This is a genomic window from Kitasatospora sp. NPDC058063 (assembly GCF_042885395.1).
GTDB classification, from domain to species: domain Bacteria; phylum Actinomycetota; class Actinomycetes; order Streptomycetales; family Streptomycetaceae; genus Kitasatospora; species Kitasatospora lactacystinica.
The window spans coordinates 18,045-40,648 of record NZ_JBHVSD010000033.1 but is presented as its reverse complement, the minus strand read 5'-3'; the positions used below and the strand labels follow the sequence as shown (position 1 = coordinate 40,648).

Sequence of the window (22,604 nt, the reverse complement as noted above, 5' to 3'; positions counted from 1 at the left end):
TGGTGGCGGGCCCGACCCGGGGGCCGACAACACCAACATTAGCGCAAGTTACGTAACTTTCGCTACTTGCTTGTGTCGTCGGCCTTTCCGAAGCCCCGTCAGACCCGAGCCGGCTGCCGGGTCAACTCGTACGTGTTGTGGGCCACCTTGGTCAGCTTGCCGGCCTCCGCGAGCTCGCTGACCGCGTTGTTGATCGTGCCGGGCGCGAAACCGCTCACCGCATTGCGGATCTCGATCCTGCTCAGCGGGCTCTTCGTGGCGAATGCGGCCTTGATCTGCTCCCGGAGACTGTTCTCCTCGTCCCGCTTCACCGCCAGCACCGCCGGATCGTCACTGTCGAGGTCCTCGTCGTCCTCGTCCACGTCCGGGACGGCCGGCGCCGGCACGGCCGCAGCACGCGGCGCAGCGCTCGCCGCCGAAGCGTCGCCTTCGTCGGCAGGCGGCTCCCAGCCGTTCGCCGGGCGGTCGAGGTAGACCGGGCCGGCGGCCTGGGCCGACGCATCGTCGAGGGTGGGCGGCGCATCCGAGCCGTACAGCTCGACCAGGTCCATGTTCAACCCTGGCCAGCGGTCGACCCTCCACACCCGCATCAGCGTCGCCCGCCCGCCGGTGAACAGGTAGCCCATGCCGGCCGTCGACTCGCCGTCGTCGTTCGCCGTGCCGGCGAACCGGGCGGCGATCTGCCCGGCCGGGTAGATCCGTTCCGGGATGTTCTCCAGCGCGAACCCGGCCGGGGCGATCCCGTCGAGCCCCATGCTTTTCGTGCTGCTGCTCATCACGCGCATCATGACGCACGGCCCGTCTTTACCCTGCTCACGGATGGCGTTCTCGTCGCCCAAGTCGACCAGGTGCAAGCTCTGCACGCCGAGGCGGATGCCCACGCCCAGCTTGCGCCCGGTCTTCTGCACGTCGGCGATCAGCGTCGCCGCCAGCCGCTTGAGCTCCGGGTTCGGATGGGAGAGCAGACGGTTGATTTCGTCGCAGCTGACGTTGAGCAGCGGGTACGGGTCGTTGATGACGAAGCCGGACCGACCGAGCGAGATGTTGATCCGCTCCCGGGCCTTCAACACCCGCTTGAGTGCCTTGAGCATCCGGATCGCGCCGGCCTCGCAGCCGACCATCCAGTCCACCCGCCCGCAGGCTTCCGGGAGGGAGGCCCCGCCTTGCAAGTCGATCACCCACGACACGACGCCATTGACTTTCTCCGCGGCGAGCACGTGACCGAGCAGCACCGACTTGCCCGCGCCGGTGCAGCCCGCGTCGATCCCCCGCAGCGCCCCCTTGTCCGGGTCGTACAACGGGAACAACGCCGGCGAGCCGTCGTGCTGGACACCGATCCGGATCCGCCCCCGCGAGTCCATCACGAGATCGTCCCGGGTCGCCTTGCGGACGTCGAGCAGGGGGTTTCTCCTGTACACGCTGATCAGCGCGTCCCGGACACCGTCCGTCTCCACCACGACGCACGTCGGATCCGTGATCCCCAGCGCGGAGCACAGCGCGCCGTGATTGACCGTCACGGTCGTACCCTGCTGCGCCTGACCGTGGAGCACCAGCCGGTTGCCCTCCGCGCGCCTGCCCACCAGGGCGAGACCGGGAGCGGCCTTGCCCGGCGCCGAGACGTGGATCGGCCACATCGCCTCAAGGGTGCTGGGGACCGGCGCCGCCGCGGCGGCCTGCACGGCGCTCGGCGCGACGACCAACCGCATCCGGCCCGGCCCGCTACCCGCGATGCCCTCCCACGTGACCCGCTCCACCGGGCAGTCGAACAGGGCCGCGAGGCTGCGAACCTGGACGTTCGGCACCGGCCTGCCGGGCTGCGCCACGACGATGCCCTCGAAGTCGGGGCCGCCGCCGAGCAACCGGACGGCGGTCAGTGCGGTGCCGGCCGCGATGCCGCGCTCGGCGCCGGCGTACTGCGCCCAGAAGTGGGAGATTCGGCCCTCGTACGTGGCGGGCGTCGGCAAGGCCTGCGCGGCAACCGCGACGGCCGGGGCGGCCTCGGCGGCCACGGCCGGCACACCGCCCCGGGTGATCGGAATGCTGCGCGCGATCGGAGCCATCCACCACATCAGCGCGCCCCACACGGAGGCGGCGAGGGTGTCCTCCCACCAGGCCCAGCCGATCACGTACTGCATCGCCAGATACAGCGCGCAGCCCGTCACCGGGGCGATGAACCGCTGAGCGACGCGCACCGTCCGCCGGTGGTCGTCGCTCTTCGCGCTGATCCACATCACGAGGCCGGCGACCAGGAGCACGGCGAAGGCGATGATCGGCGGCGCGAGCGACTCGACGTGCGAGGCGGCGGCGATGGCCACCGCCGAGGCGAGGTAGGCGCCGCGCTCGACCCGCGCGATCTTGGCGGCCTCCGCCGGGGTGACGGTGAGCGGCGCCGCGTCCTGCTCTTCGGGGGGATTCTCTGCCGGGGACATGCGTCTCCTCCTTCTCAACGGGTCCGGTAGAAACCGGGCAGGGCCATCGGGTGCTCACTGGTCTGGGCCAGTTCGTAGATGCCGCGGTACTCGGCCTGGTGCTCGCCCTGCGCGGTGTTGGCGGCGGCCGAAGCGGCGTCGGCGGCGGAGACCAGCGTCGCCGCCGACTCGGAGACGCCTTCCAGCCTCCCGGCGACCTCCTCGATCCTGGCCAGGAACACCGGAGCGACCCCGGCCGGGCCGCTCAGGTCGACCAGCTTCCTGGCCGCCCCGGCGTCGCTCTCCATCTGCTTGCGAGAGCTGTTCACCGCCTCCGACAGAAAGGCCATTCGGGCCCTGAGCCGGAGCAGCTTCCCCTGTACCGCCATGAATTTGAGGACGCGGTCGGCCATGCCCTCGTCCGCCCGAATGTCGATCTCTTCCATAGGTCTTCCTAGCTCTCGTTGTGGACGGCCGCACTCGGCGTCGACAGCCCGACGTCGGCCGTCTGACGCTGGATGGGCTTGTACTGGTTGAACATGGCCCCCTCGGCGACCTCGGACAGCTCCGCGGCGGCGAGCGACTGCTCGCCGATGCCGGCGATCGACTGCGCCATCTCGTCAACGCGCCGGATCATCCGGTCCACCGCGCTGTTCGTCCGCCGCCCGACGATGTTGTGCTCGACCACCAGCTCGGTCTTGAACTCCTCCAGCGAGCGGAGCAGCCGCTCGGCCCGCCGGATCAGGGCCTGAGTGCCCTCGTGCCGCTTGAACGCGCGCTCGGTGATAGCGGCCAGCTCCAAGCAGCAGTCATCGATGGTGACCTCGGTCTCGTGCTGCGGGGCGATGGCCTCCTCCCGCCCGACGATCGCGCCGACCAGCCCGCCGCCCGCGGCCGGGCCCGCCGACGGCGCCACCGCCACGGCCGCCACGACGGTCCCACCCCGTGCGGCCGACTCCGCACCGCCCCCCTTGGCGAGGGAAACCGGGGCAGCCGGAGCGGGGTCGACCGCCCCCTGCGGATTGCCGCCGGCCCCGACCGCCGTAGCAGACTCCGCCTCACCGTTCGCGGTCGAGACCGACACCAGCACAACCGGCGCCGTCGCAGTCGCAGTCGCGGAGGCAGGGGGCTGGGCGGTACTCACGACCGGCGCAGGCACAGAGGCAGGAGGCTGGGCGGTGCTCACGGGCGGCTCCGGAGTCGGGGTCGAGCTCGGGGTCGAGCGTGGCGTCGGGATCGGGTCAGAGGTCGGGCGAGGCTCGGGCCGAAAACGGGGGGGACGGGGCGGCGGGACGATCACACGGCCGGTCGCAATCGCCGGGCGGGGCCGCTCCGGCTCGCTGCGCCGCTTCCGGGACGGCCGGGGCATCTCCTCGACGGTGATCCGCTCGCCCTCAGTGGTGCGGTCGCGGTACCAGCGGGCGCCCTCCGAGTCGGCCGCCCAGGACGCGAACGACGAAGCGTCATCGCTCGGCGGGGGCGGCGGCGGAGAAGAGGGGGGAGGCGCAGTGCGCCGCCTCCGTCCCCACCAGCCGCCCGCTTTGCTGCCCGATCCGGCCTCGGTCGTACTGTCGCCGCCGGAGGGGTGGGCCTTGGCCGGGCGCTTCTTCCACAACCATCGGCGCCCACCGGCAGCGCGAGGGGCCGAGGGGGCGCCGGCGCTGCCGGCCCCCGCCTTCGGCGTCCTGCTTCCGCCCCCCGCCTTGCTCGGCCCTTTGAGCTTGCCCGGACCCTTGCCCGACTTCCGTCCCGCGCCGGACTTTCCCGCACCGCCGGAGGTAGCGCCCCTGCCGGAGCCGCCGCCGGCCCCCGGGCCGCCCGACTTGCCGCCGGAGGAGCCCGACGCCCGGCGCTTGCCGGATCCGCCCGAGCCGCCGGAGGTCCGGCCCTTGCCCGACCCGCCGCCCGGCTTCTTCCTGTCCGGGCCACTGCCGGCGGCGGTCTTCTTGTCGGGCTTCCCGTCCGAGCCGCCGCCGGGGGTCTTACCGCTGCCGGCTCCTCCCCCGCCGCCGGACTTGCCCGGCTTCCCGCTGCCGGCGCCGTTCCCGCCGGACTTGCTGTCGGACTTCTTGCCCGAAGCAGAATCGACACCGCCGCCCGGCTTCTTCCTGTCCGGGCCACTGCCGGCGGCGGTCTTCTTGTCGGGCTTCCCGTCCGAGCCGCCGCCGGGGGTCTTACCGTTGCCGGCTCCTCCCCCGCCGCCGGACTTGCTGTCCGACTTCTTGCCCGAACCAGAATCGACACCGCCGCCCGACTTTCCACCGCCGGAACCAACCGACGACGACCCCGACGTTCCGCCGCTGTTCTTCTTTCCCGACCCGGAACCGAAGGGATTCCACCACCGCTTCTTGTCGGAATTCTTCCCGGCGGCCGATTCGCCAAATTCGTGCGCGGGCTGGATCTTCTTCTTTTTCTTGCCCGACTCGTCCGAATCCTTGCCCTTTTCCTTCCCGTCGCCACGCAGCGAGGCAATTCCGGAATGGATCCCTCGCATGGCCGAGACGGCGATTCCGACCACAGCGGCCATGGAAAGTGCGACCAGTGATGCCGCGCCCTCCTGGTGCTGCCCGTCATTTCCGGGGCTCGCGACGGAATTCGCAAGAAATGTGTCCGGGACGAATCCCGGTGCCGGTGCCGCCGGAGCGGGACCACCGGAAACCGGGGCGGTGCTATCCGCTCTCACCGGCATGGCAGTCCCGGTCGCCATTGCGGCCAGTTCCGCACGGGCGATGGGTCCGGCCCAGCGGTCAGCGGCGGCGGGCCCGGCCGGCGGGTCGGGCGCGGTCGTCGGGGCCGGGTCGGCGGGCACGGGCGCGGCCGGACGGTCCGGTCGTCCGAACCCGATCCGCGGGAATCGGATGACCCTGCCGTCACCGTCGTTCCGGTCGGTCACGGCGCCTCCAATCAGTTGACAGAGCGTGATGGGGTGTGGCACCCTCGCGCGCGCGCGTCGCGCGCGCGCTTTGGGGCCCCGCCCGGGACGTCCCGGGCGGGGTGATGATGATGATGACGATCACCCGGAGTGATTCACGTAGAAGGCGTTGAGGAGCTTCGACAGCTCCTCCCACACCGAGTCGTCGCCCTGCTTCGCCCGCTTGTTGGCCAAGGACCTGACCTGATCCCACTGCACCTCAGCGGATCGCTTCCACGTCTGGACGCTTCCCTGCCGGTCGTTCCAGAAGTCGGCGATGTTCTGTTGCGACCGACGGTCGGACGGCCCGTTCACTGCGCCTGCTGCTGCGGGAACTCGCGGTAGATGTTCCACGGCTCACCGGCGCTGGCCTCCGGGACCGCCTGCGGCGGCGCCGTGGGCGGGGCCGGGCTGAGGAACGTCCCGGAATTGAAGTTCAGCACGTGCGCATTCGGGGCCTGGGAATTCGAGGCCTGCCCGTTCGGCAACTGCGCGGGCTGCTGTGCCTTCTGGAGTTCCATCGCTGCTTTCTTCTCGCGCTTCTCCGGCACCTTCGTGACGTTGTTGTTGAACGCGCTGTAGAAAGCCTGGTTCTTCTTCGCGATCCGACGCGACAGCCTGCCCATCTTCCGGGCGTGCCGGGAGACCTTCCACGCTCGCCACTGCTTGGAAAACGTGCCGTCGCCGTCGATGTGGAGCTGGGAGAGGTGGGCGCTCATGCGGTCGGCGATCTGCTCGTAGTGCAGGGCGTCCTTTCCGTGGATCTGCCGCTTGTCGTTGGTCAGCGATTTGAGGCCGGCGTCGGAGAAGATGGCGTCCGGGGCGGCGTCGTCATCGTCGTTCATGATGGCCTTTCCTCATTTCTGATCGGGGCCGTTCGGGCGGGCTGGGGGCTTCGGTGGGACTGTGTGCGGCGGCCTGGCGGGCGGAGAGCCCGCCGGGGACGCGGGGCCTCGGCCGCGCGGCGTGCACGGCGGCGCGGAGGAGCCTCGGTCGTGGCATTGCTCTCGGATGGAACCGACGGCCCGAGTGCGCAGATTTGGACATTAGCAGAAGTTACGTAACTTCTGCAACATCGGACAGTGCTTCACCTCTGCCCGCGGCGGCCGGGCCCCCGGAAGGGGTCGGCCGCCGCGGGACGGGCGGGAACTACGCCGGCTGCATCGCGGCGGCGGCGCGCTCCTCCAGGATCACGCGAGCGCGGTCGCGACGGTCCTGGGCGGTGCCGTGCGGCAGGCCGAGCTTCTCCACGATGTAACTGATCGTGACGGCCTTCTCGCCAAACCTGCCGATCATGTCGGCGACGATCAGCGCCTGACGCTCGGCCGGCGTACGACGGGCGGCATCGTTGGCTACGGACGCGGCCTCAAGAGCCTCGGCCATCTCCTGCTCCAGCCGCGCCGCGCTGGCCGCAGCCTCGGCCGCGAGCGCCTTCTCCACGGCCGCCAGACGCTCGGCCTCGGCCTCGGCTACGACGGCCTGAGCGCGAATTACGGACGCGGACTCAAGGGCTACGGCCGCCTCCTCCACGGCTACGGCCTTCTTACGGGCGGCCTCCGCAGCAGCGGCGGCATTCTGATCCCGCACCATTTGCAGCCGAGCGAGCTCGGCATCGTGAGCAGCCTGCGCCTGGGCAGCCGCGCTGGCCGCTTCCTGCTCCCTACGGACGTCCTCCGCCTCAGCCTGACGCTTGGACTGGACCGCCTGACGCTGCAACTGCTCGCGCTCGATCTGGGCCCTGACCTCAGCGTCTTCCGCCTTGCGGCGAATCTCGGAGGCCTCGGCGTCGGCCAGCGCCGCCGCCTTCGCGGCCTCGGCCTTGGCCGCGCCGAGCAGCCGCTCGTTCTCCGCCGTCGTCTTCGCCTGCTGGACCTGTAGCTCCAGCTCGTGCTGTCGTACGACCGCCTCGGCCGCCGTACGGGCCTCCTCCTGGGCCTTGGTGAGCTCGGCCTCGGCGAGGAGCCTCTTCGCTTCGGCCTTCATCCTGGCGGCGTCGATCTCGGCTTGCCGTTCGACCGCCGCAAGGTCCGCCGCGGCCTTCTCCTCCTGCAACCGTAGGGCGAGTGCCCGCTTCCGCTCCCCGGCCTCGTGCGCCCGTAGGGCGTCCGCGGCCGCAACGTCCGCCGGCACGTCGAGACCCTCCTCGATCGTGAGCCCGAGGCGGGCGAGCTTCCACGCCATCAGCGCGTCCGTAGGAGCGTCCTTCTTCCACTTCTTCCCGTGACGCTGAGTAAGGATATGGCGGTAGACCTCGCGGCGCCTGAACAGTTCGAGCGCCTCCGTGTAGGACGTGATCTCCCACAGCAACATCAACCGGACCACCTTGGCCGTGCGAATCGGGTCCATGAACCAGCGCGAGAGGCGGGCACCCTCCATCCGCGGACGCTGATGGATCGCGTCGAGCTGCGCCGCGTAGACGTGGGCAGCGACCTCGCTGAAAACGACCCAGAGGCCGGCGAGAACGGCGTGCCCGACTCGGCTGCCGGTGTTCCCGGCGGCGTCCCAGTTCAGCCAGATCGTGACGGCCGCTCCCGCACGGGGCACCCACCTGACCCACCGGGCCGGGCGGTCGACGCGGATCAGGACCAGGTTGAGCAACGAGAAACCCAAGATGCTCAGGTCCAGACCGACCGGGAGCATCCACGGGTGCGTCCAGTCCCAGCCGCCCTGACCGGCCGGCGCCTTGGCCTTCTCCTCCAACGCGTTGTAGGAGGAGGCCAGGCCGATCCCGGACACACCGACCGCTACGACGGTGGCGAGTACGGCGAGGACCCAGTCGGCCACCGAGAACCGCAGGGCGTCCCGCGCCTGTTGGGTGTCCGGCCCGGCCTGGGCGGGATCGTAGACGGAATCGGCCGGGGCGGTCACGGGCACCGCCTCGCCGGCCTCAGTAAGGGTCGTCACAGTCACGGGTTCTGCTCCTGATCTGGGGGCACGTTGTGCCCGAAAGTTTGATCGATATCGGTTAATGATCTCTGCCCGCCCCAACAGGCCGACAACCGGTCCCCCGCGGCGCAGCGGCGCAGCCCCGCGAACGCGGGGTGGCCCCGGTGTCTCCGAGGCCACCCCGGCCGGGCGGTCAGCGCTCACTTGCCCCCGCCAGTGGACGGCGCGGGAGGGCTGGACGGCTTCGGGGCCGACACGGGAGCGGTCCCGTTGGCGAACGCGGCGCAGATGGAGGGGTCAGCCACGGCCGCCCCCCGAGGTACCGGAGCCGCCGGAGCCGCTCGAACCCTGCTGCGACTGACTGCCGGTCAGCAGAGCGGAGTTGCTCGCGGTGGAGCCTCCGAGCGGGCCCGACATGTGCTGCTCCACCCTGCGGGCCAGCGAGTCAGCCGCGGCCGTCGTGGCGCTCACCGCTCGACGCCGATCATCTCGGCGAGCGCCGCGAGCCGGACGTCGAGCGCCGCCACGCGGGCCGCGATGGCGAACTCGACCGCCTCCGGGTCGCGCTGGTAGCGCTCGGCGTACGCCTCCCTCTCGGCCTGGTCGACCTCGGCGGCGAGGATCACGTCGGGGCAGTCGCCCTCCTCGACGTCCTCCGGCTGCGCGCAGCCGCAGGTGCCGTCGTAGTGGCGCATGGTCGCGCCGTCCGTACGCGGGACGGTGATCTCGCCGGCGAGGATCGCCCGCACCGCTGCCTGCATCCGCTCGGCGGCATCGCGCTGCGGCCAGCAGGCGACGTCGTCCGCGGTGATGCCGTAGTCGGCGTGCTGAACGGTCGCGGCCCTGTCGGCGGTGGAACCGGTGGCGGCGGGCTTCGGATCGGCGTAGACGCTGCCCTCGCCGACCTCGAACCGGTCGAGCTCCTCCGGGCTCAGCATCGGGCCCGGGTGCATCGGGTCGTCGCTCTCGACCGTCGCGGCGAGGTGGGAATCGATCCGCTCGCCGCCGAGCACGCGGTACAGCCACAGCAGCGCCGGCGACGGCGCGACCGCGCCGAGTTCGTCGAGCCGGCTGCACGCCCGATTGTTCGCGTCGATCGCGCGGTCCACCATCACGGCCGCCGTCTCGGCGGGCCGGTGCAGATGCAGCCGCTCGGCGGCGACGCTCACCGCGCCGGCGCCGAGCCCGGCCGCGACGGTGGCGGTCTCGACGGCCCGCAGCCCGGCGAGCCGCAGCACGCGGTGCTTGAAGTGGGGGGTGTAGATCGAGGGGAGGTTCGTGGTGGTCACAGCTCAGCACTCCTGTGCGAGACGGGACGGGGGGAGTTGGCCGCTGCACTTTCCGCTCCCGCGCACTTCACGGGTCGGATGGCTCGGGCGGCCGGGCGATCGGGGAGCAGCTCGGCGGGGTAGTCCCGGCCGGCGCGGCGGTGGCCCGCGAGGGCCGCGTCAAACGCGGTCGGGCTACTCGTCCATGCGGAGCGCATCGCGGCGCACAGCGCGTCGAGCTGGTCGTCGTCGAGAAGCGCGCCGCCCGCGGGGAACCCGGAGGAAGCGAGAACCTCGGCGGTGCGGGCTACGGAGACGCGGCGGCGGTAGCGAGTGGCGAGCGTCAGCTCGCCCATCACGCCTTCTCCGGCACGAGCGTCCCGTCCGCGCGCTGGTAGCGGTACCGGTAGCCGCTACGGAAGGGCGAGTGGGCCTGCACGCCGCGCAGCTCGGACGCCGACCACGTCGGGTCGTCCGGCTCACCGGCGGTGCGGTCGAGCTCGGCAAACTCCGCCGCGCGGGCGGCGGCCCGGCCGAGGCGCTCCTCGACCTTGGCGGCGCGACGCTTGCGGGTAGCCTCGGCACGCCGGGATCGCTCGGCCTCCTCGGCCTCGATCTCGGCGGCCTCATTCTCCAGCCGGCAGCGGACCGCCTCCGACTCGACGATCACCTCGGCCTGCACGACGGCGAGCTCCAGCTCGACGTCGACCTCGACCGCACCCTCCGGGTCGGGGTGGGTGTCGAGGATCGCGCTGGCGGCCCGGTCGAGGTAGACCTCGCGGGACTCGCCGTCACGCTGCTCCCAGAGCTCGGCGTCCACGCCGGTCAGGCCGGCGAGGTCGGCGGCGAGCTGCTGGTCGAGGTCGGCGCCGGCGAGCCACCGCTCGGCGGGGGCGGCGCTGGTGGCCTTGGCGATGCGGGCGGCGAACGGGCGACCGGTGGTGGTCGAGTTCGAGCCGTTCCCCGGGGCGGTTACGGTCCGCTGGGCGGAAACCGGCATGATGGTGCTCACGGTGATGCCTCCCTGGTGAAGTCAGGTGAAGGTGCCGCCGAGCAGCGGGCCGGCGGTAGGGTCGCCGAGCCCGCTGCACTCTTTCCCAGGCGCATCGAGGGTAGGGTCCTCGAAAACTCCCAGGTCAGACAAGCGACGGTGCACGCCACCGCATCGCTACCGGGAGTTGCCTACCGGTCGCTGGCGGCGACATGGATGAGCATGCAGTGTGACCCGAGGTCTTGTCAATGCTCCGGTGCAATGGGCTATGGTGGTGTCCTCACCGACCACAGGGAGCCTGTATGTCCAGTCAGGAAGGCCCGGGCGGAGCGACCTACAAGAGGATTGCCGACTACTACAGGCAGAAGATCCTCAGCGGCGAGTTCCCTCCCGGCACCAAGTTGCCCACGCTGCGCGAAATCATGGAGGAGTGGGGGGTCACCATGTCGACCGCTTCCGCGGCCATGGCTGAGCTGCGCCGCGAGGGTCTGACGATCGCCCGACCGCGCCACGGAACCGTGGTTGCCGAGCTGGGAAGCGCCAGCGTCGCCATCCGCGTCCGGACCTACGCCGCCACCGGCCGAGCGCTGGGCGCTAGGGAAGAGTCCCGAATTCTGGAGATCGGCACGACGGAGGCGGAAGAGGGTATTGCCCTCCGACTCGAAATCGACCCGGGCAGCCTGGTGCACGTGCGGCAGCGACTCGTCAGCCGCGATGGCGCCCCCGCGCACGTGACCAGCTCCTACTACCCGCCGTTCATCGTGCAAGCCGCACCGGAGCTGACCGAGCCCGTTTCGACGGGTGGCTCCCGCGAACTGGTCGCCGAACGCCTCGGTGTACCTCAAGGGCACGCGCTGCAAGAGCAGACCAGCCGAATCGCCACCGCGCAGGAGCGGGAACTGCTTGAGCTCACGGATCCGGCCGTCGTCACCCAGGTCATCCGCACCGTGTCCCTCAAGGATGGCCGCGTGATCGAGGTGGCCGTGAAGATCGTTCCCGGGGCCACCGTCTTGAAGACGTCCGAGTCGCTGGCCACGGAGTAGCGCCCTTCCGGGCCGGCGCGGCAGTAGTGCCGCGCCGGCCCGGAAGGTCATCTAAGTACCTGCACTCAGGACCGACGCGATCTTCTGCGTGAAGATGGTTCGGCGTGTTGCAGGAAACGAACCGCCCCCATTCTGGCAGTATGAGCATCGCTCATAGTTCATGAGGGAAGGCCACGGCATGAGCTCCAGTGCAGAGAACTTCCGCGACACTGTCGCGAGCCTGCTCAACGCCACCGGCGAGACCCAAACGGTCCTCGCCGGGGCGTTGGGTATCACGCAGGGACAGGTGTCCCGGAAGCAGAACGGGTCGGCGGCGTACACGCTCGACGATGTCGACGCGATCAGCGCCCACTACAACATCCCGGTACCGGAATTGATGTGCGGCCCGACCCACGCACTCAGCAAGCTGCCCCGGTCGCGAAGGGCCGCCCTCATCGGTGGCCGACAGCAGGTCCTACACGTCGTCCCGGCCTGAGCTAGCCGGAGTCACATTCTCCAGAAATGACGAAAGCCCCGGCCGGGTTGCTCTCCGAGAGGTGCGAACTCTCGGGCCGGCTTGGGCTTCCGTTGACCCTGCTCAAGGTCTGCTGCCAGTGTACCCGGGGCCTCCCGAGTGCACCGCGCCAGCAGGCCGGAAAGGCCGATTTCCGTGCCCCCGCCGCGCCAGCAGCAGCACCGGGAGATGAACCCGGACGACTGCACGTCTTGCCGCACCGTGTTCGCGGCTCTTGAAGAACACCAGCAACACGCCGCGGACCCGGACACCCCGCTGACCGCCGAGGCCATCGGACAGGCGGCCGGCCTCGGGAAGCGCGCCGTCCGCGTGCACCTCGCACACCTCTGGGCGCACAACCGGATCGAGGGTGACCGTCGCACCCCGAGGACCGGCTCCACCGCGGCCGAGCCGGTCCTCCCCGGCGCCGTCGACTGGGCGTCGGCCGTCGTGGCCCCCGACCCGACCTGCGCACGCTGCCTCATCGCGCTGGCCCGGCTGGGCTGGGAAGGGCAGATCAGGGCCGAGGACCTCGCCCGTGAAGCGGGCGTCAGCCTTCGCAGTGTCGAGCGGCACCGTCCCCATCTGATCGCCGCTGACCTGGTCGAGTTCCGGCCGGTGACGGACATCGACCCCGCCAGTGGCCGCATCAAGCGGAAGGCGGACCGGTTCGTTCTGTTGTCGCAGTTCACGGCGGCGCCGCTGGCCAGCGAGGAGGAGCTCGCCGAGGTGCCGGCGCGGGCCGCGCGCGTCGTGGATCAGGTGCACTGGTTCAACGGCGCCCCGGATGAACGTGCCATTGCCGAGAGCTCGGTCCGCTGGTTCTTGCGCAACGGCTGGCCCGAGCATGCGCTCCTGCGGGGCCTCGACGCAGCGCGGGACCGCAGGGCGTTCAACCCCGGCGGCTACCTGTCGCGGCTCCTGAGAAAGCTGCCACCCCAGCACGTTTTGCCCGCGCGCGAGGTCTACACCGGGCAGGGATCGCCGCGGATGGCGGAGTGTCCGGTGTGCAGGAATTTGTTCAGGACGGCGATTCCGGGCCACCCGCTGTGCGGCCCTGGGTTCTGCCGCGAGGAGGCCGCCATGACGGCCCAGTCCATCCCCCCACAGGGCGTAGCGAGGGGGACTATCCCCGTACGCGCAGCCAAGTCCGCCTGAAAGGAGTCAAGTTCACATGACCGACATCATCGACGCCTTGAAGGCGAAGTTCTCCGGCGACATCCAGACCCGCAACATCGCGAAGACGGCACGGGGCCGGTTCAACGCCCTGGTGCGCGCCGAGACGCCGAAGGGCGGGAAGCCGGACACCGCGAAGCTGGCTGAGCGGCTGGGCGTTTCCCGGCGGCAGGTGCAGCGCTACCTCAGCGGCAAGGCGAACATCGGCGGCGCGAAGAAGCCGACTTTGGACCGCTTGGAGGAGGAGGTCCGCAGGGACCACCAGCCGCGGGTGTTCGCGAGGGTCAAGAAGCAGGCGCAGCGGCATGGGATGGGGGTGCAGATCCGGGCTCAGGTCGGGTTCCGGTCGGCAGCCGGAACCAGTGATGACGGGCGGATGCGCCAGCTGACGGAGAACGTGCCGTCGCACCTGATCGGCGACATGTTCGACGCCTGGCGCGAGGGCGATGAGCAGCGGCTTCGGGAGTTGGTCGCGGAGGGCCTGGCCGAACAGTATTTCGTCGCCCCGTCCGGCGAGGATCTTGAACTGACCGACATCGACAACATCAGCTTTTGGACGTGATGACATGCAGACCACTACCTCTTTCACTGCTCCGCTTGTCGTCCTTGATGTCGTCGGCGGTGCGCTGGTGGCGTACCGGCCGGACGTGCAGCTTGTTGGGCTGCCGGCCGAGGTCGCCGATCTGGCGTCGCTGGCCGAGTGGGCGCTCGCCTACGGGTTGGGCGCGCCGGGGATCGGCCAGTTCGGCGAGGAATTCGGTCCGCTGCTGGTGCTGACGGAGGCCGCGACCGAGTTCGTCGGGCTGCCGGCCCGGTTGGAGGACCGCTGGAATTTGCGTCTCGCGGACGACCACCCGGCCCGTAAGGGCCTGGTCGAGGCGGGGTGGGAACTCGGCCGCGCCGGCCTGGCCCCGTGGACGCTCATCTTCAAGGGCCGTACCGAGTGCAGGTTCGCCTTCCTTCCCTGGGAGGCGTTCTCTGACATGACCCGCTGGGGCGGGATCGGGGAGAGCGGCGACCCGGCGGCGCTGGCCTACGTGCTTGGGCTTTTCGCCGAGCGGGTGATCCCGCCGACCGGATCGACCGCGGCGACGTCGCTGGAGTTGATGACCTCGCTCCGGCCGCCGAGGCGGTTGGACTGGACGGGTGGGCGGATGCGGCGGGTGCCGGTGCCCGGCTCGCTGGTGCGGGCGATCGACCCGGCGCCGCCGGAGGCGATCGACGCGCACCCGATCGCGGCCGGACGGACCCCGGAGCAGTCCCGCAACCCCCGGCACGTGGTGATGGAGGAGCCGCTCGTCTGGTTCCGGGAGCCCACCGAGGCCGAGCAGCAGCTCGCGCACGTGGTCGGCCTGGACGTCTGCATGGCGTTCGGCGCGGCCAGCAACCGGCTGGAGATCGGCCTCGGTCCGGCGGTGCACACCGACGGGCCGCGCTTTGACAAAAAAATCCCTGGGGCTTGGCTGTGCGATTTCTCCGGGGTGACGCTGCGGGCGAAGGACCTGGTGACGAAGGAGTGGCGGGACCTCCCGCCGGAGTTCCCGTCGCCCTTCACGCCGGACGGCAAGGCGCCGACGGGCCCGGCCTGGTACGAGACGCCGACCCTCGCCTACGCGGTCGAGCTGGGCGTCGATGTGCAGCCCCTTGAGGGATACCTGCGAGTGGAACCGGCAGAGCCGGACCTGCCGGTCTCCGGCGGCTACTTCACGCTGTGGTACCAGCGGCTCCAGTCCGCCTACATGGCCACCCTGGCGGACCTCGGCGTGACCGAGGGCATGGGCGAGAAGGAATTCCTCGCGGCGATGGCGAGCATCGGCGAGCGCGACCCGGAGGCCGCGGCACTGCTGCGGGCGATCAAGCAGGTCGCCAAGGGAGGTGTCGGCAAAATGGCCGAGAGGCCGCAGGGCAAGCGGGAGAAAAACGCACCGTGGCCGGCGTTGAAGCGGCCGACGTATTCCCCGCACGCCCGGTACACGGTGATCTCGGCGGCTCGCACCGGCGCCCACCGCAAGGCCGTCAAGACCTGGCTTGCCACCGGGGCCGTGCCGCTCGCGGTGCTGTCCGACTGCTGGGTGTACGCCTCGAACGTCCCGTCCGCGCTCGCCGTGGTGCCCCGGAAGCCGGACGGGACGCCGCTGCCCGGCGGGTGGCGGCTGGGCCCGAACCCCGGCTACGTCAAGGAGGAGGGCACCAAGCCGATGGCCTGGTACCTCGACCTGATGGCCAAGGGCCGGAAGGTGGGCAAGGAAATCAACCCCGCGCGTTTCATCAAGGGCACGGACGCCCTCCTCGACGGCGAGTAACGCGTTTCGCCACACAGCAGTTGAGAGATTCACCAACCCTAGTGCTGGAGATCTTCATGACCGACGTTCCTAAGGACGGGGCGGACGATGCCTGAGCGGTACATCGCGACGTTCGAGGTGCCGCCGCCCGAGGCCAAGCACCGTACGCCGGACTACAGCCGGAACGGCTGGGAGGTCTGCGCGTACTCGAACCTGAACCCGGGCCCGATCGGGGTCGTGTCGATCGCCGTGACCGAGGAGGAGACGGGCCGGGAGCAGACCGACGTGATCCTCACCGTGGACCCCGCCGCAGGGTGCAGCGTTCGCACACGGGTCCACCACTCCCGTGTGGTGTGGGGCGAGGACCCCGAGATCCCGGAGGTCCACCCGGCGTACACCGACGCCGAGGGAGTCGGCGAGGTGCGGCTCAGCATCTACGGGACGTGGGCGCGCCGGGGGATGGCCGCGGCACTGCGGGAGGCTGCCGAGATGCTCGAAGGCGCCGAGCTGCGCCTCCCGCCGGCGGTGTAGCCAGTGACCGGCGACAGCAACACCGGATGCACCACCGACCACTACTCGGTGCCCGCGCGGTGCACCCTGCCGGCCGACCACCCCGGGCCCTGGCACCGGACCATCCATCCGGACAGCAGCCGCACCCTGCGGTGGTCGGTCGGCGACGGCGTCCACCACACCCAGGAGTGGGAGCCGGACAACGACCCCGGCGGCGCGGCGGATGCCGGGGAGTGGGTCACCTGGGACTACGTGGCACCGCAGTCCGGGCCGGGGTCGACCGTCTCCGCCGACGACCTCGACCGGCGCGCCGCGGCTCTGGTGAGCTACCACTTCCCTACCGGTCGTGTCCGGCCCGGGCCCGCCGGAGTCGAGTCCGAGTGCGGGTGCGGGACCTGGTACGCCGGCCACCACAACGGCCACTTCGGCCGAGAGGTGTCCCTCCTTGCCCGCAGCTTCTTCGACCTCGGTCTCCGTGAGGGCACCGCAGCCGGCGGCCCGGCCCGCACCGGCCCCTACATATAAGGACAAGGGGAGCGCTCGCACCGGCCGTACGGAAGTCGAAGGCCGGTGCTCCCCACCGGTCCCGCAGCCCGTCGTGAGGGCGGCCCCGATGCTTGTGCATCGAGTGCCGCTGCACCGCCTGGCCCGGTCGGAATCGGGCACTTCCGGTCGATCACCGACCGTGCTGCTCTGGCCCCGGCCCGTTGTCGGTGGGGCCCGCTATCGTGCTGCTCCACGATCGTGGAGTTTGTCCGGAGGAAGCTGTGAGCCATCCCCTTGAGCACCTGCGGGCCCGGTTGGAGCCGGGCGCGACGTACACGGTCCGGGACCTCGCCGAGCTCCTGGGCGTCTCGACTCAGTCGGTCCGGGTCCTGCACCACGGCGGCTACCTGCCCGGCTCCACGTGGACGGGGATTCCGGGCCGGGGCGGGGGCCGGCACACCTGGTCGGGCGAGCGCCTGCTCGCCTGCCTCGGCATGGACCTCGCCGCCCTGCCGCCGCTCGACCACGACCGGTACGGCCCGGCGACGCTGTGGCGCCTGGGCTGCGGGTGTGAGGACTGCACGGCGTGGCACGCGGCCAGCACGAAGGGGTACCGGCACCGGGACGCCGAGGAGCGGTTCCCCTCGGCCCTGCGCGAGGAGCTCCTCGCGCAGGTGCGGGCCGGCACCGATGTGCAGTCCGCCGCCAGGGACGTCGGCCTGACGCACCACCACGTGTACGGCTTCGCCCGGCTCGACGCCGAGTTCGGCCGACGCCTCGATGAGGCGGGCGAGGCACTGTGCGTGTCCGCCGCCGACTCCCGCTGCGGCACCCCCGCCGGGTACCGGCACCTGTCGTGCCGTGGCACGGCCTGCCGCCGGGCGCATGCCCCCGAGACCCGGCCCCAGACCTCGAAGTAGCTCCACCCGCCCGCCCCGGACCGGGGCGGGCGGCACCAGCTCGCGCCGCCGCCCGGCGGCCGGTCCATCCCGGAGGCTCCTGTGTCCGACCCCGAGCTCTACGAGATCACGATCCCGCCGACCGATGAGGGAGCGGTCAAGCCGTGGCGCAAGCTGCTGACCGGCCTTGACGAGTCCAAGCGGGGCGGCTTCGTGTGCCTCGGTCCGTGGCTGGAGTCCGGCGCGGTGTACCAGCTCCCGGCCGGAACGCTGATCGTCGGCGTCGACCGCACCTCGGACACCGCACGGCGGGTGCGCCTGTGGCGGGTCACCACCCGCGGCGAGCTCACCGTCGCGCGGGACAGCACGCTCAAGACCTTCGCGGCGGAGTTCGGCGACGGCATCCGCAAGACGCTGCGCACGGCGCTCATCAAGTACCCGCCCACCGGGCAGGCCCCGCGGATCGTGCAGGCGGGGGCACCTGTAGCCCCGGAGCCCAACCGGCGCGACGACCGCTGCGCGCGGTGCAACAAGATGGTGCGGGCGGGCGCCGGCCTGCTGCTCGGTCGGCCCGGCGCCCGCGAGGTGCAGCACAAGCCGGGCGAGTGCCCGCCGCCGCGCAACCAGCGCGGGCAGGCCTGCACGACGTGCGGCGGCTGGGTCGACCCGGGCGAGGGAGTCCTCGACAACCCGGCCGTGGGGGTGTGGCGGGTGCGCCACGACGGGCAGTGCCCGCCGGAGGCCGAGCGGGTCGCGCCCCCGCCGCCGCCGCGCCGCCGCAATGAGCGGGCCGACCGGTGCGTCCGCTGCCGGCAGGAAGTCGGCGAGGGCGAGGGCTGGCTGATCCCGCCGTCCGTACCCAGCGGGTACTACACCGTCGAGCACGACGGCGCCTGCCCGCCCTCCCCCGCCGAGGGCTACCAGACGTGGACGATCACCGCCGGCGTCCCGGGCCGCTTTCACCCGGTGCCCGGCGCGTTCTGGACGACCGGCCACGTCGAGCGGGTCGAGGTCCACGAAGGCGGCGGGACCAACACGGTCCCCGAGGAGGCGCCCGGCCGCCGACCCGACCGGCACGGCAGGGTGTCCATGATCGGCGTCGTCGTCGGCGAGGACCGGCCGGTCTACTGCCGCGACGAGGACGGCGACCAGCCGGCCGACCTCATCGGCGTGGACGGGTGGCTCCACACCGGGCACGTCCGCGTGGCCACCGCGGAGGAGGCCGCACCGCTGCTCGCCAAGGAAGCCGAGAAGGCCGTCGACCAGGAACTCAGGGCGCGCGCTGGGAGGCTGCTGTCGTGGCGCTACCCGCGCGGCAGCGCCCGGTACCTGCCGGCCGCCGAACTCGACCAGGAGCTCGCCGGCGCCGAGCTGGTCGAGCTGCGCCTCCGGCCGGCCGACCACCCCCGCGGCCTGTACGACCTGTACCCGGATCAGGTGTGGATCGCGGAGGGCCGCGACTGGGTGATGACCAGCTCGCACAACGGGGCGGACGGCGACGACTGGTCCGCGATCAACTGGCACCGGCACATCGCTCTCCTGCACCCGATGACCGACGATCTCCGCCGCCTGGTCGCCGACCTGACGGCCCGCTACGGCACCGAAGATCCGGCCTGACCGGCCTCAAGCCGACCCGTTGCGCGAAGGGCCCCTCAGGTGAGGGGCCCTTCGCGCATTCCCGGCCGGACCAGAAGGCCGGCCACTATTGGGCCCCAGGTCACCCGAATAGGCGATATCGTTTATTGACAGAGCAAGGGCCCGGGGTCAACAATAAGCGATATCGCCTATTCGGAAGGAACGAGAGCATGGCGCACTACGAACTGACCTACCGTCCGCCGACCGGCCGGGCCCGCACCGAGACCCTGGCCGGGGACAGCGTGACGGACGCGATCAACGGCAACCTCTCCGTCCTGCGGGACATGGGCCTCGGCAACGCCGCTGGCCTGCGCATCCTCCGCACCGAGATCGAAGACCTCAACTGGGAACCCCGCTACCAGCTGTCGTACCCGAGCGGGAGCGGCGTCGCGCTGAACTCGAACGGCGAGCCCATCGTCGCCAACGAACGCGACCCGCGGTTCGCCGTCCACCTGCGGATCTCCGGCGCGCTCGACGCCCTCGGGCGGACCGGCGAGGAGAAGACCGTCGTTCTGTACGGCCGGGAGGCGCAGACCCCGGGGCGCGGTCGGCCGAGCATCCGCGGCGCCGCTCACGTCCGCTTCGGCGAGGACCTCCTCGCCCAGATCGACCAGTACGGAGGCCGACACGGCTACGACCGGGCCACCGCAGCCCGCGCCCTGACCGCCGCCGGACTCGTCCACACCGGGCACCAGGCCGAGTACCGCGCGTTCGAGCAGCCTGCTGGACTGCGGGGAGCCCTCCGTGAGGCCGATGAGTGGCTGGGGGACAACAAGAACTTCGCCCAGGACACGCACTACCCCGCCGACGAGCGGGTGTACAACGGCACCGCCTACTACGCGTACGTCAACGCGACCCGCAAGGCCCTGCAAGCGGCCCGCGACGCCTTCGCCGCCGAGAAGCTCCAGGCCGGGCAGGACTACGCGCAGGCGGAGCACACCGAGCCCGAGGGCTCCAAGGCGCTGGCCAACGCATGGGGCCGCACGATGGGAATCGACACCACCGACCGAATTCTCGAAGCGCTCCAGGCCATGCTGCCGATGGACGCCTACTTCGTGATGGACCGTGCCGACCTGGACGACCCCACCGAGGACCTGAACTCATAACACCGGACTCACCACGGCGACGAGGACGGTGACCAGCCGGCCGACCTGATCCGCACGGACGGGTGGCTCCACACCGGGCACGGCGACGACTGGTCGGCGATCAACTGGCACCGGCACATTGCTCTCCTGCACCCGATGACCGACGACCTCCGCCGCCTGATCGACGACCTGACGGCCCGCTACGGCACTGGCGACCCGGCCTGACCACGGCCACCCGAGCAGCAACGCGAGAGGGGCCCCGCACATGCGGGGCCCCTCTCGCGTTGTCGCGACGCCTGTCGCACCCTGCCGGACACCACAGCTGCTATGCGCTGTGAGCTGCAAGGACGGCAGCCACTCCCCCACGCTTCTCCCATCGCGACAGCCTGCCGCAGCAGCCGCAGGCCCTCCGCCCGGCGCGGCACGGGCGGGCGTCGACTCCGAGCCAGCCGCCACGAGGCCAACGGCACTTGCTGCCCGACGGCACGGTTCCGCGCTGCACGCCGGCCCCGATTGGTGATCGCGCCGCTCGTCGCCGGGGAGGCCGAGGGGGACGTCGATCCGGTGGCCGATGCGACGTGCCGACGTCAAGCCGAGGGCCGATGAACTACGGTCCGCGCGCCGCGGCGGATACGCTTCCGGCATGACGGCACCCACGATCAAGCTCCCGGCCCAGGGCCGACGCGTGACGTTCATCGGCAAGGGCGGATCAACCAAGACTCACAGCTTGATGCACATCCTCGGCCACTGGCGGCGAATGGAACTCCCCGTCGGGGCAATTGACTCCGACGAACCTGGCGAGGACGAAGACGGCTCGCTGTACACCTGGCACCAGATGGGCACCCGTACGACGCCCGAGGGCAAGACGGTTCATGTCGTCCCCGGGATGAACGTCCGCCCGCAGTACAGCGCGCTGCGCCTGGCAGGCGAGATCGCGAACTCGACTCCGCCGGGCGGCATCCTCGGCATCGACACGGGATCGTGGAACAACCGCCCCGGCGGCATCCACCACAGCGCACTGGCCATGTCGGATCTCGCGGTGCTGTGTCTCCAGCCACATGAGGGCGAGCTCAATCGCTCGGCGTCGGTGTGGGCCGCCCTCAACTATCTCGAACAGACCGGCGCCCGCCGGCCGGAGCTGGTCGTCCTGTTCACCCGGACCCACCACAACGCAAAGTCCACGGCCGACGTCCGAGGCACCATGACCCGCGCCGGAATCACGGTGCTGGAGAACACCGTTCCGAACCAGATGGGCGAAGACGGGTACAGCAGGGCGTTCGGCAAGCCGCTGCACTTGGAGGACGGCGACCCCATGCACCTGATCGCGGTCGAGATCGCGGAGAGGATCGCGGCGTGAGCGGAGGGGGAAACGCCATGGACGATATGTTCGCCGCCTCCCTCGCCAAGCGGGGCCAGGGGGCGAACGTGCTGCCGCAGCAGGGAGGCGGGGCCGTTCCACCCACCTTCCTGGCGCCGGGCGATTCGGCCGCCAACCGGGAAACCGCGCCAATTGGCGTGGAAGTGTTCGATAAAGATTCGAACACTCGGCTTGTGGTGACGCAGCCCCCAGGCAGCACCGAGGCTGCCGCCGAGGCTTCGAAGGGCGGCAACAGCGCCACCCCGACAACGCCTCTCACTCCCGAGGAGGTGCTCCAGCTCACCCAGGCCGAGAACCGGATCAAGGCTTTCGGCAAGGCCGCGGCCGATGCGGGCGAGGCCTACGCAGAGATCCGGGACAACCATCTCCAACGGCACTACGGGCTGACCTGGGCGGAGTACTGCCCGAAGTTCTGGGGCCTGTCCGCATCCCAGGTGGACCGCTTCATCCGGGCCGCGCCCGTGATGCGCGCACTGGGCCTCCCGAACGAAGCCACCGCGCGCGAGCTGAGCGGCATGTTCGAGAACTGGGGGGCCACCTCGACGCAGGCCGTGTGGCAGGGCGCCGTAGAGGGAGCGGGCGGCAAGGGCACCGCCAAGGCCGCTCGCATCGCCGTGCAGAGCATCACTGAAAGCCTTGAGGAGGGGGCAATCCCGCCCGACCCCGGACGGCTGTCACAGATGGCCCGGAAGGCAGTCGAACAGGCCGTCACCGTCACCAGCCCGCGCCCTCCCCGCCAGGGTTCAGGCCCGAGCGCCCGCCCGAACACCGCTGGCGACGACCGCCCCGCCAACGACTCGGAAGCCAGCCGCAGCGCGGATGAGAGTCGACCCGACACCACCCCGGGGACCGCGTGGATCATCCCGGCAGAAGCTCTGCGGGAACTCACGGACCTGATCACCAGGAAGGCCCAGGCCAAGGGGACCGCCCCCGGCGAAGAGATCGAGTACGTACTCGACGTTCTCCTCCGGCACTACGACGCCGCAGCAGTGCCCGGGTAGGACGTCCTGCCGCGAAGCAACAGCCCCGAGGCCGACAGGCCCGGGGCTGTGCTGTTTCTGAGCGCCGGCCGCCATCGACGGGCACGCGATCGGCGTCCACTCTCAACGGGGGCGGTGGTGGCGCCGGGCGTGCTGGCGCCGGTGTCCCACGC

General features: G+C 71.1%; 20 protein-coding genes. 12 read left to right on the top strand and 8 right to left on the bottom strand.

From position 1 onward, the window contains the following. Positions 1-98: 98 nt before the first annotated feature. From ACFVUY_RS38020 to ACFVUY_RS37985, 8 genes are all read right to left on the bottom strand, one after another. Entirely contained in the window at positions 99-2,429 is a 2,331-nt protein-coding gene (locus ACFVUY_RS38020) for a hypothetical protein (RefSeq protein WP_387736670.1), read from the bottom strand. Positions 2,430-2,443: 14 nt separating this feature from the next. Next, a complete protein-coding gene (locus ACFVUY_RS38015; protein WP_387736669.1) occupies positions 2,444-2,854 on the bottom strand; it encodes a hypothetical protein in 411 nt (136 codons plus the stop codon). An 8-nt stretch (positions 2,855-2,862) separates the two neighbouring features. Next, positions 2,863-5,301, bottom strand: coding sequence for a hypothetical protein (locus ACFVUY_RS38010; protein ID WP_387736668.1), 2,439 nt, complete (start codon positions 5,299-5,301; stop codon positions 2,863-2,865). Positions 5,302-5,630: 329 nt separating this feature from the next. Beyond that, positions 5,631-6,164, bottom strand: a complete 534-nt coding sequence (locus tag ACFVUY_RS38005) for a hypothetical protein (protein ID WP_387736667.1) — start codon at positions 6,162-6,164, stop codon at positions 5,631-5,633. Positions 6,165-6,468: 304 nt separating this feature from the next. Next, entirely contained in the window at positions 6,469-8,229 is a 1,761-nt protein-coding gene (locus tag ACFVUY_RS38000; protein ID WP_387736666.1) for a DUF2637 domain-containing protein, read from the bottom strand. A 443-nt stretch (positions 8,230-8,672) separates the two neighbouring features. Beyond that, entirely contained in the window at positions 8,673-9,494 is an 822-nt protein-coding gene (locus ACFVUY_RS37995) for a hypothetical protein (protein WP_387736665.1), read from the bottom strand. After that, complete coding sequence (locus ACFVUY_RS37990; protein WP_387736664.1) at positions 9,491-9,829, bottom strand: hypothetical protein; 339 nt, start codon at positions 9,827-9,829, stop codon at positions 9,491-9,493. Before ACFVUY_RS37990 ends, ACFVUY_RS37995 begins: the two co-directional genes overlap by 4 nt. After that, complete coding sequence (locus ACFVUY_RS37985; protein WP_387736663.1) at positions 9,829-10,485, bottom strand: hypothetical protein; 657 nt, start codon at positions 10,483-10,485, stop codon at positions 9,829-9,831. Before ACFVUY_RS37985 ends, ACFVUY_RS37990 begins: the two co-directional genes overlap by 1 nt. Before the next feature lie 281 nt (positions 10,486-10,766). Here ACFVUY_RS37985 and ACFVUY_RS37980 point away from each other — a divergent pair, with 281 nt between their 5' ends. From ACFVUY_RS37980 to ACFVUY_RS37925, 12 genes are all read left to right on the top strand, one after another. Continuing rightward, a complete protein-coding gene (locus ACFVUY_RS37980) occupies positions 10,767-11,507 on the top strand; it encodes a GntR family transcriptional regulator (protein ID WP_387736662.1) in 741 nt (246 codons plus the stop codon). 178 nt (positions 11,508-11,685) lie between these two features. Continuing rightward, on the top strand, positions 11,686-11,982 hold the full coding sequence (locus ACFVUY_RS37975; protein WP_387736661.1) for a helix-turn-helix domain-containing protein: 297 nt from the start codon (positions 11,686-11,688) through the stop codon (positions 11,980-11,982). Between the two features lie 207 nt (positions 11,983-12,189). Beyond that, entirely contained in the window at positions 12,190-13,158 is a 969-nt protein-coding gene (locus ACFVUY_RS37970) for a hypothetical protein (protein WP_387736660.1), read from the top strand. A 16-nt stretch (positions 13,159-13,174) separates the two neighbouring features. Then, a complete protein-coding gene (gene tpg, locus ACFVUY_RS37965; RefSeq protein WP_387736659.1) occupies positions 13,175-13,738 on the top strand; it encodes a telomere-protecting terminal protein Tpg in 564 nt (187 codons plus the stop codon). 4 nt (positions 13,739-13,742) lie between these two features. Next, positions 13,743-15,479, top strand: coding sequence for a telomere-associated protein Tap (gene tap / locus ACFVUY_RS37960; RefSeq protein WP_387736658.1), 1,737 nt, complete (start codon positions 13,743-13,745; stop codon positions 15,477-15,479). A gap of 87 nt (positions 15,480-15,566) precedes the next feature. Continuing rightward, positions 15,567-15,989: a hypothetical protein gene (locus ACFVUY_RS37955; protein WP_387736657.1), complete on the top strand. Its 423-nt coding sequence runs from the start codon at positions 15,567-15,569 to the stop codon at positions 15,987-15,989. A gap of 3 nt (positions 15,990-15,992) precedes the next feature. Next, positions 15,993-16,493, top strand: coding sequence for a hypothetical protein (locus ACFVUY_RS37950; RefSeq protein WP_387736656.1), 501 nt, complete (start codon positions 15,993-15,995; stop codon positions 16,491-16,493). Between the two features lie 242 nt (positions 16,494-16,735). Beyond that, a complete protein-coding gene (locus tag ACFVUY_RS37945) occupies positions 16,736-17,374 on the top strand; it encodes a hypothetical protein (RefSeq protein ID WP_387736655.1) in 639 nt (212 codons plus the stop codon). An 81-nt stretch (positions 17,375-17,455) separates the two neighbouring features. Continuing rightward, positions 17,456-18,970, top strand: a complete 1,515-nt coding sequence (locus ACFVUY_RS37940) for a hypothetical protein (RefSeq protein ID WP_387736654.1) — start codon at positions 17,456-17,458, stop codon at positions 18,968-18,970. A gap of 188 nt (positions 18,971-19,158) precedes the next feature. Next, the gene (locus ACFVUY_RS37935; protein WP_387736653.1) at positions 19,159-20,094 is read left to right on the top strand and encodes a hypothetical protein; all 936 of its coding nucleotides are present in this window, start codon (positions 19,159-19,161) and stop codon (positions 20,092-20,094) included. 622 nt (positions 20,095-20,716) lie between these two features. Beyond that, positions 20,717-21,430 carry a hypothetical protein gene (locus ACFVUY_RS37930; protein ID WP_387736652.1) on the top strand — a complete coding sequence of 238 codons (714 nt, stop codon included), beginning with the start codon at positions 20,717-20,719 and terminating at the stop codon, positions 21,428-21,430. Positions 21,431-21,447: 17 nt separating this feature from the next. After that, the gene (locus ACFVUY_RS37925; RefSeq protein WP_387736651.1) at positions 21,448-22,452 is read left to right on the top strand and encodes a hypothetical protein; all 1,005 of its coding nucleotides are present in this window, start codon (positions 21,448-21,450) and stop codon (positions 22,450-22,452) included. Positions 22,453-22,604 lie beyond the last annotated feature (152 nt).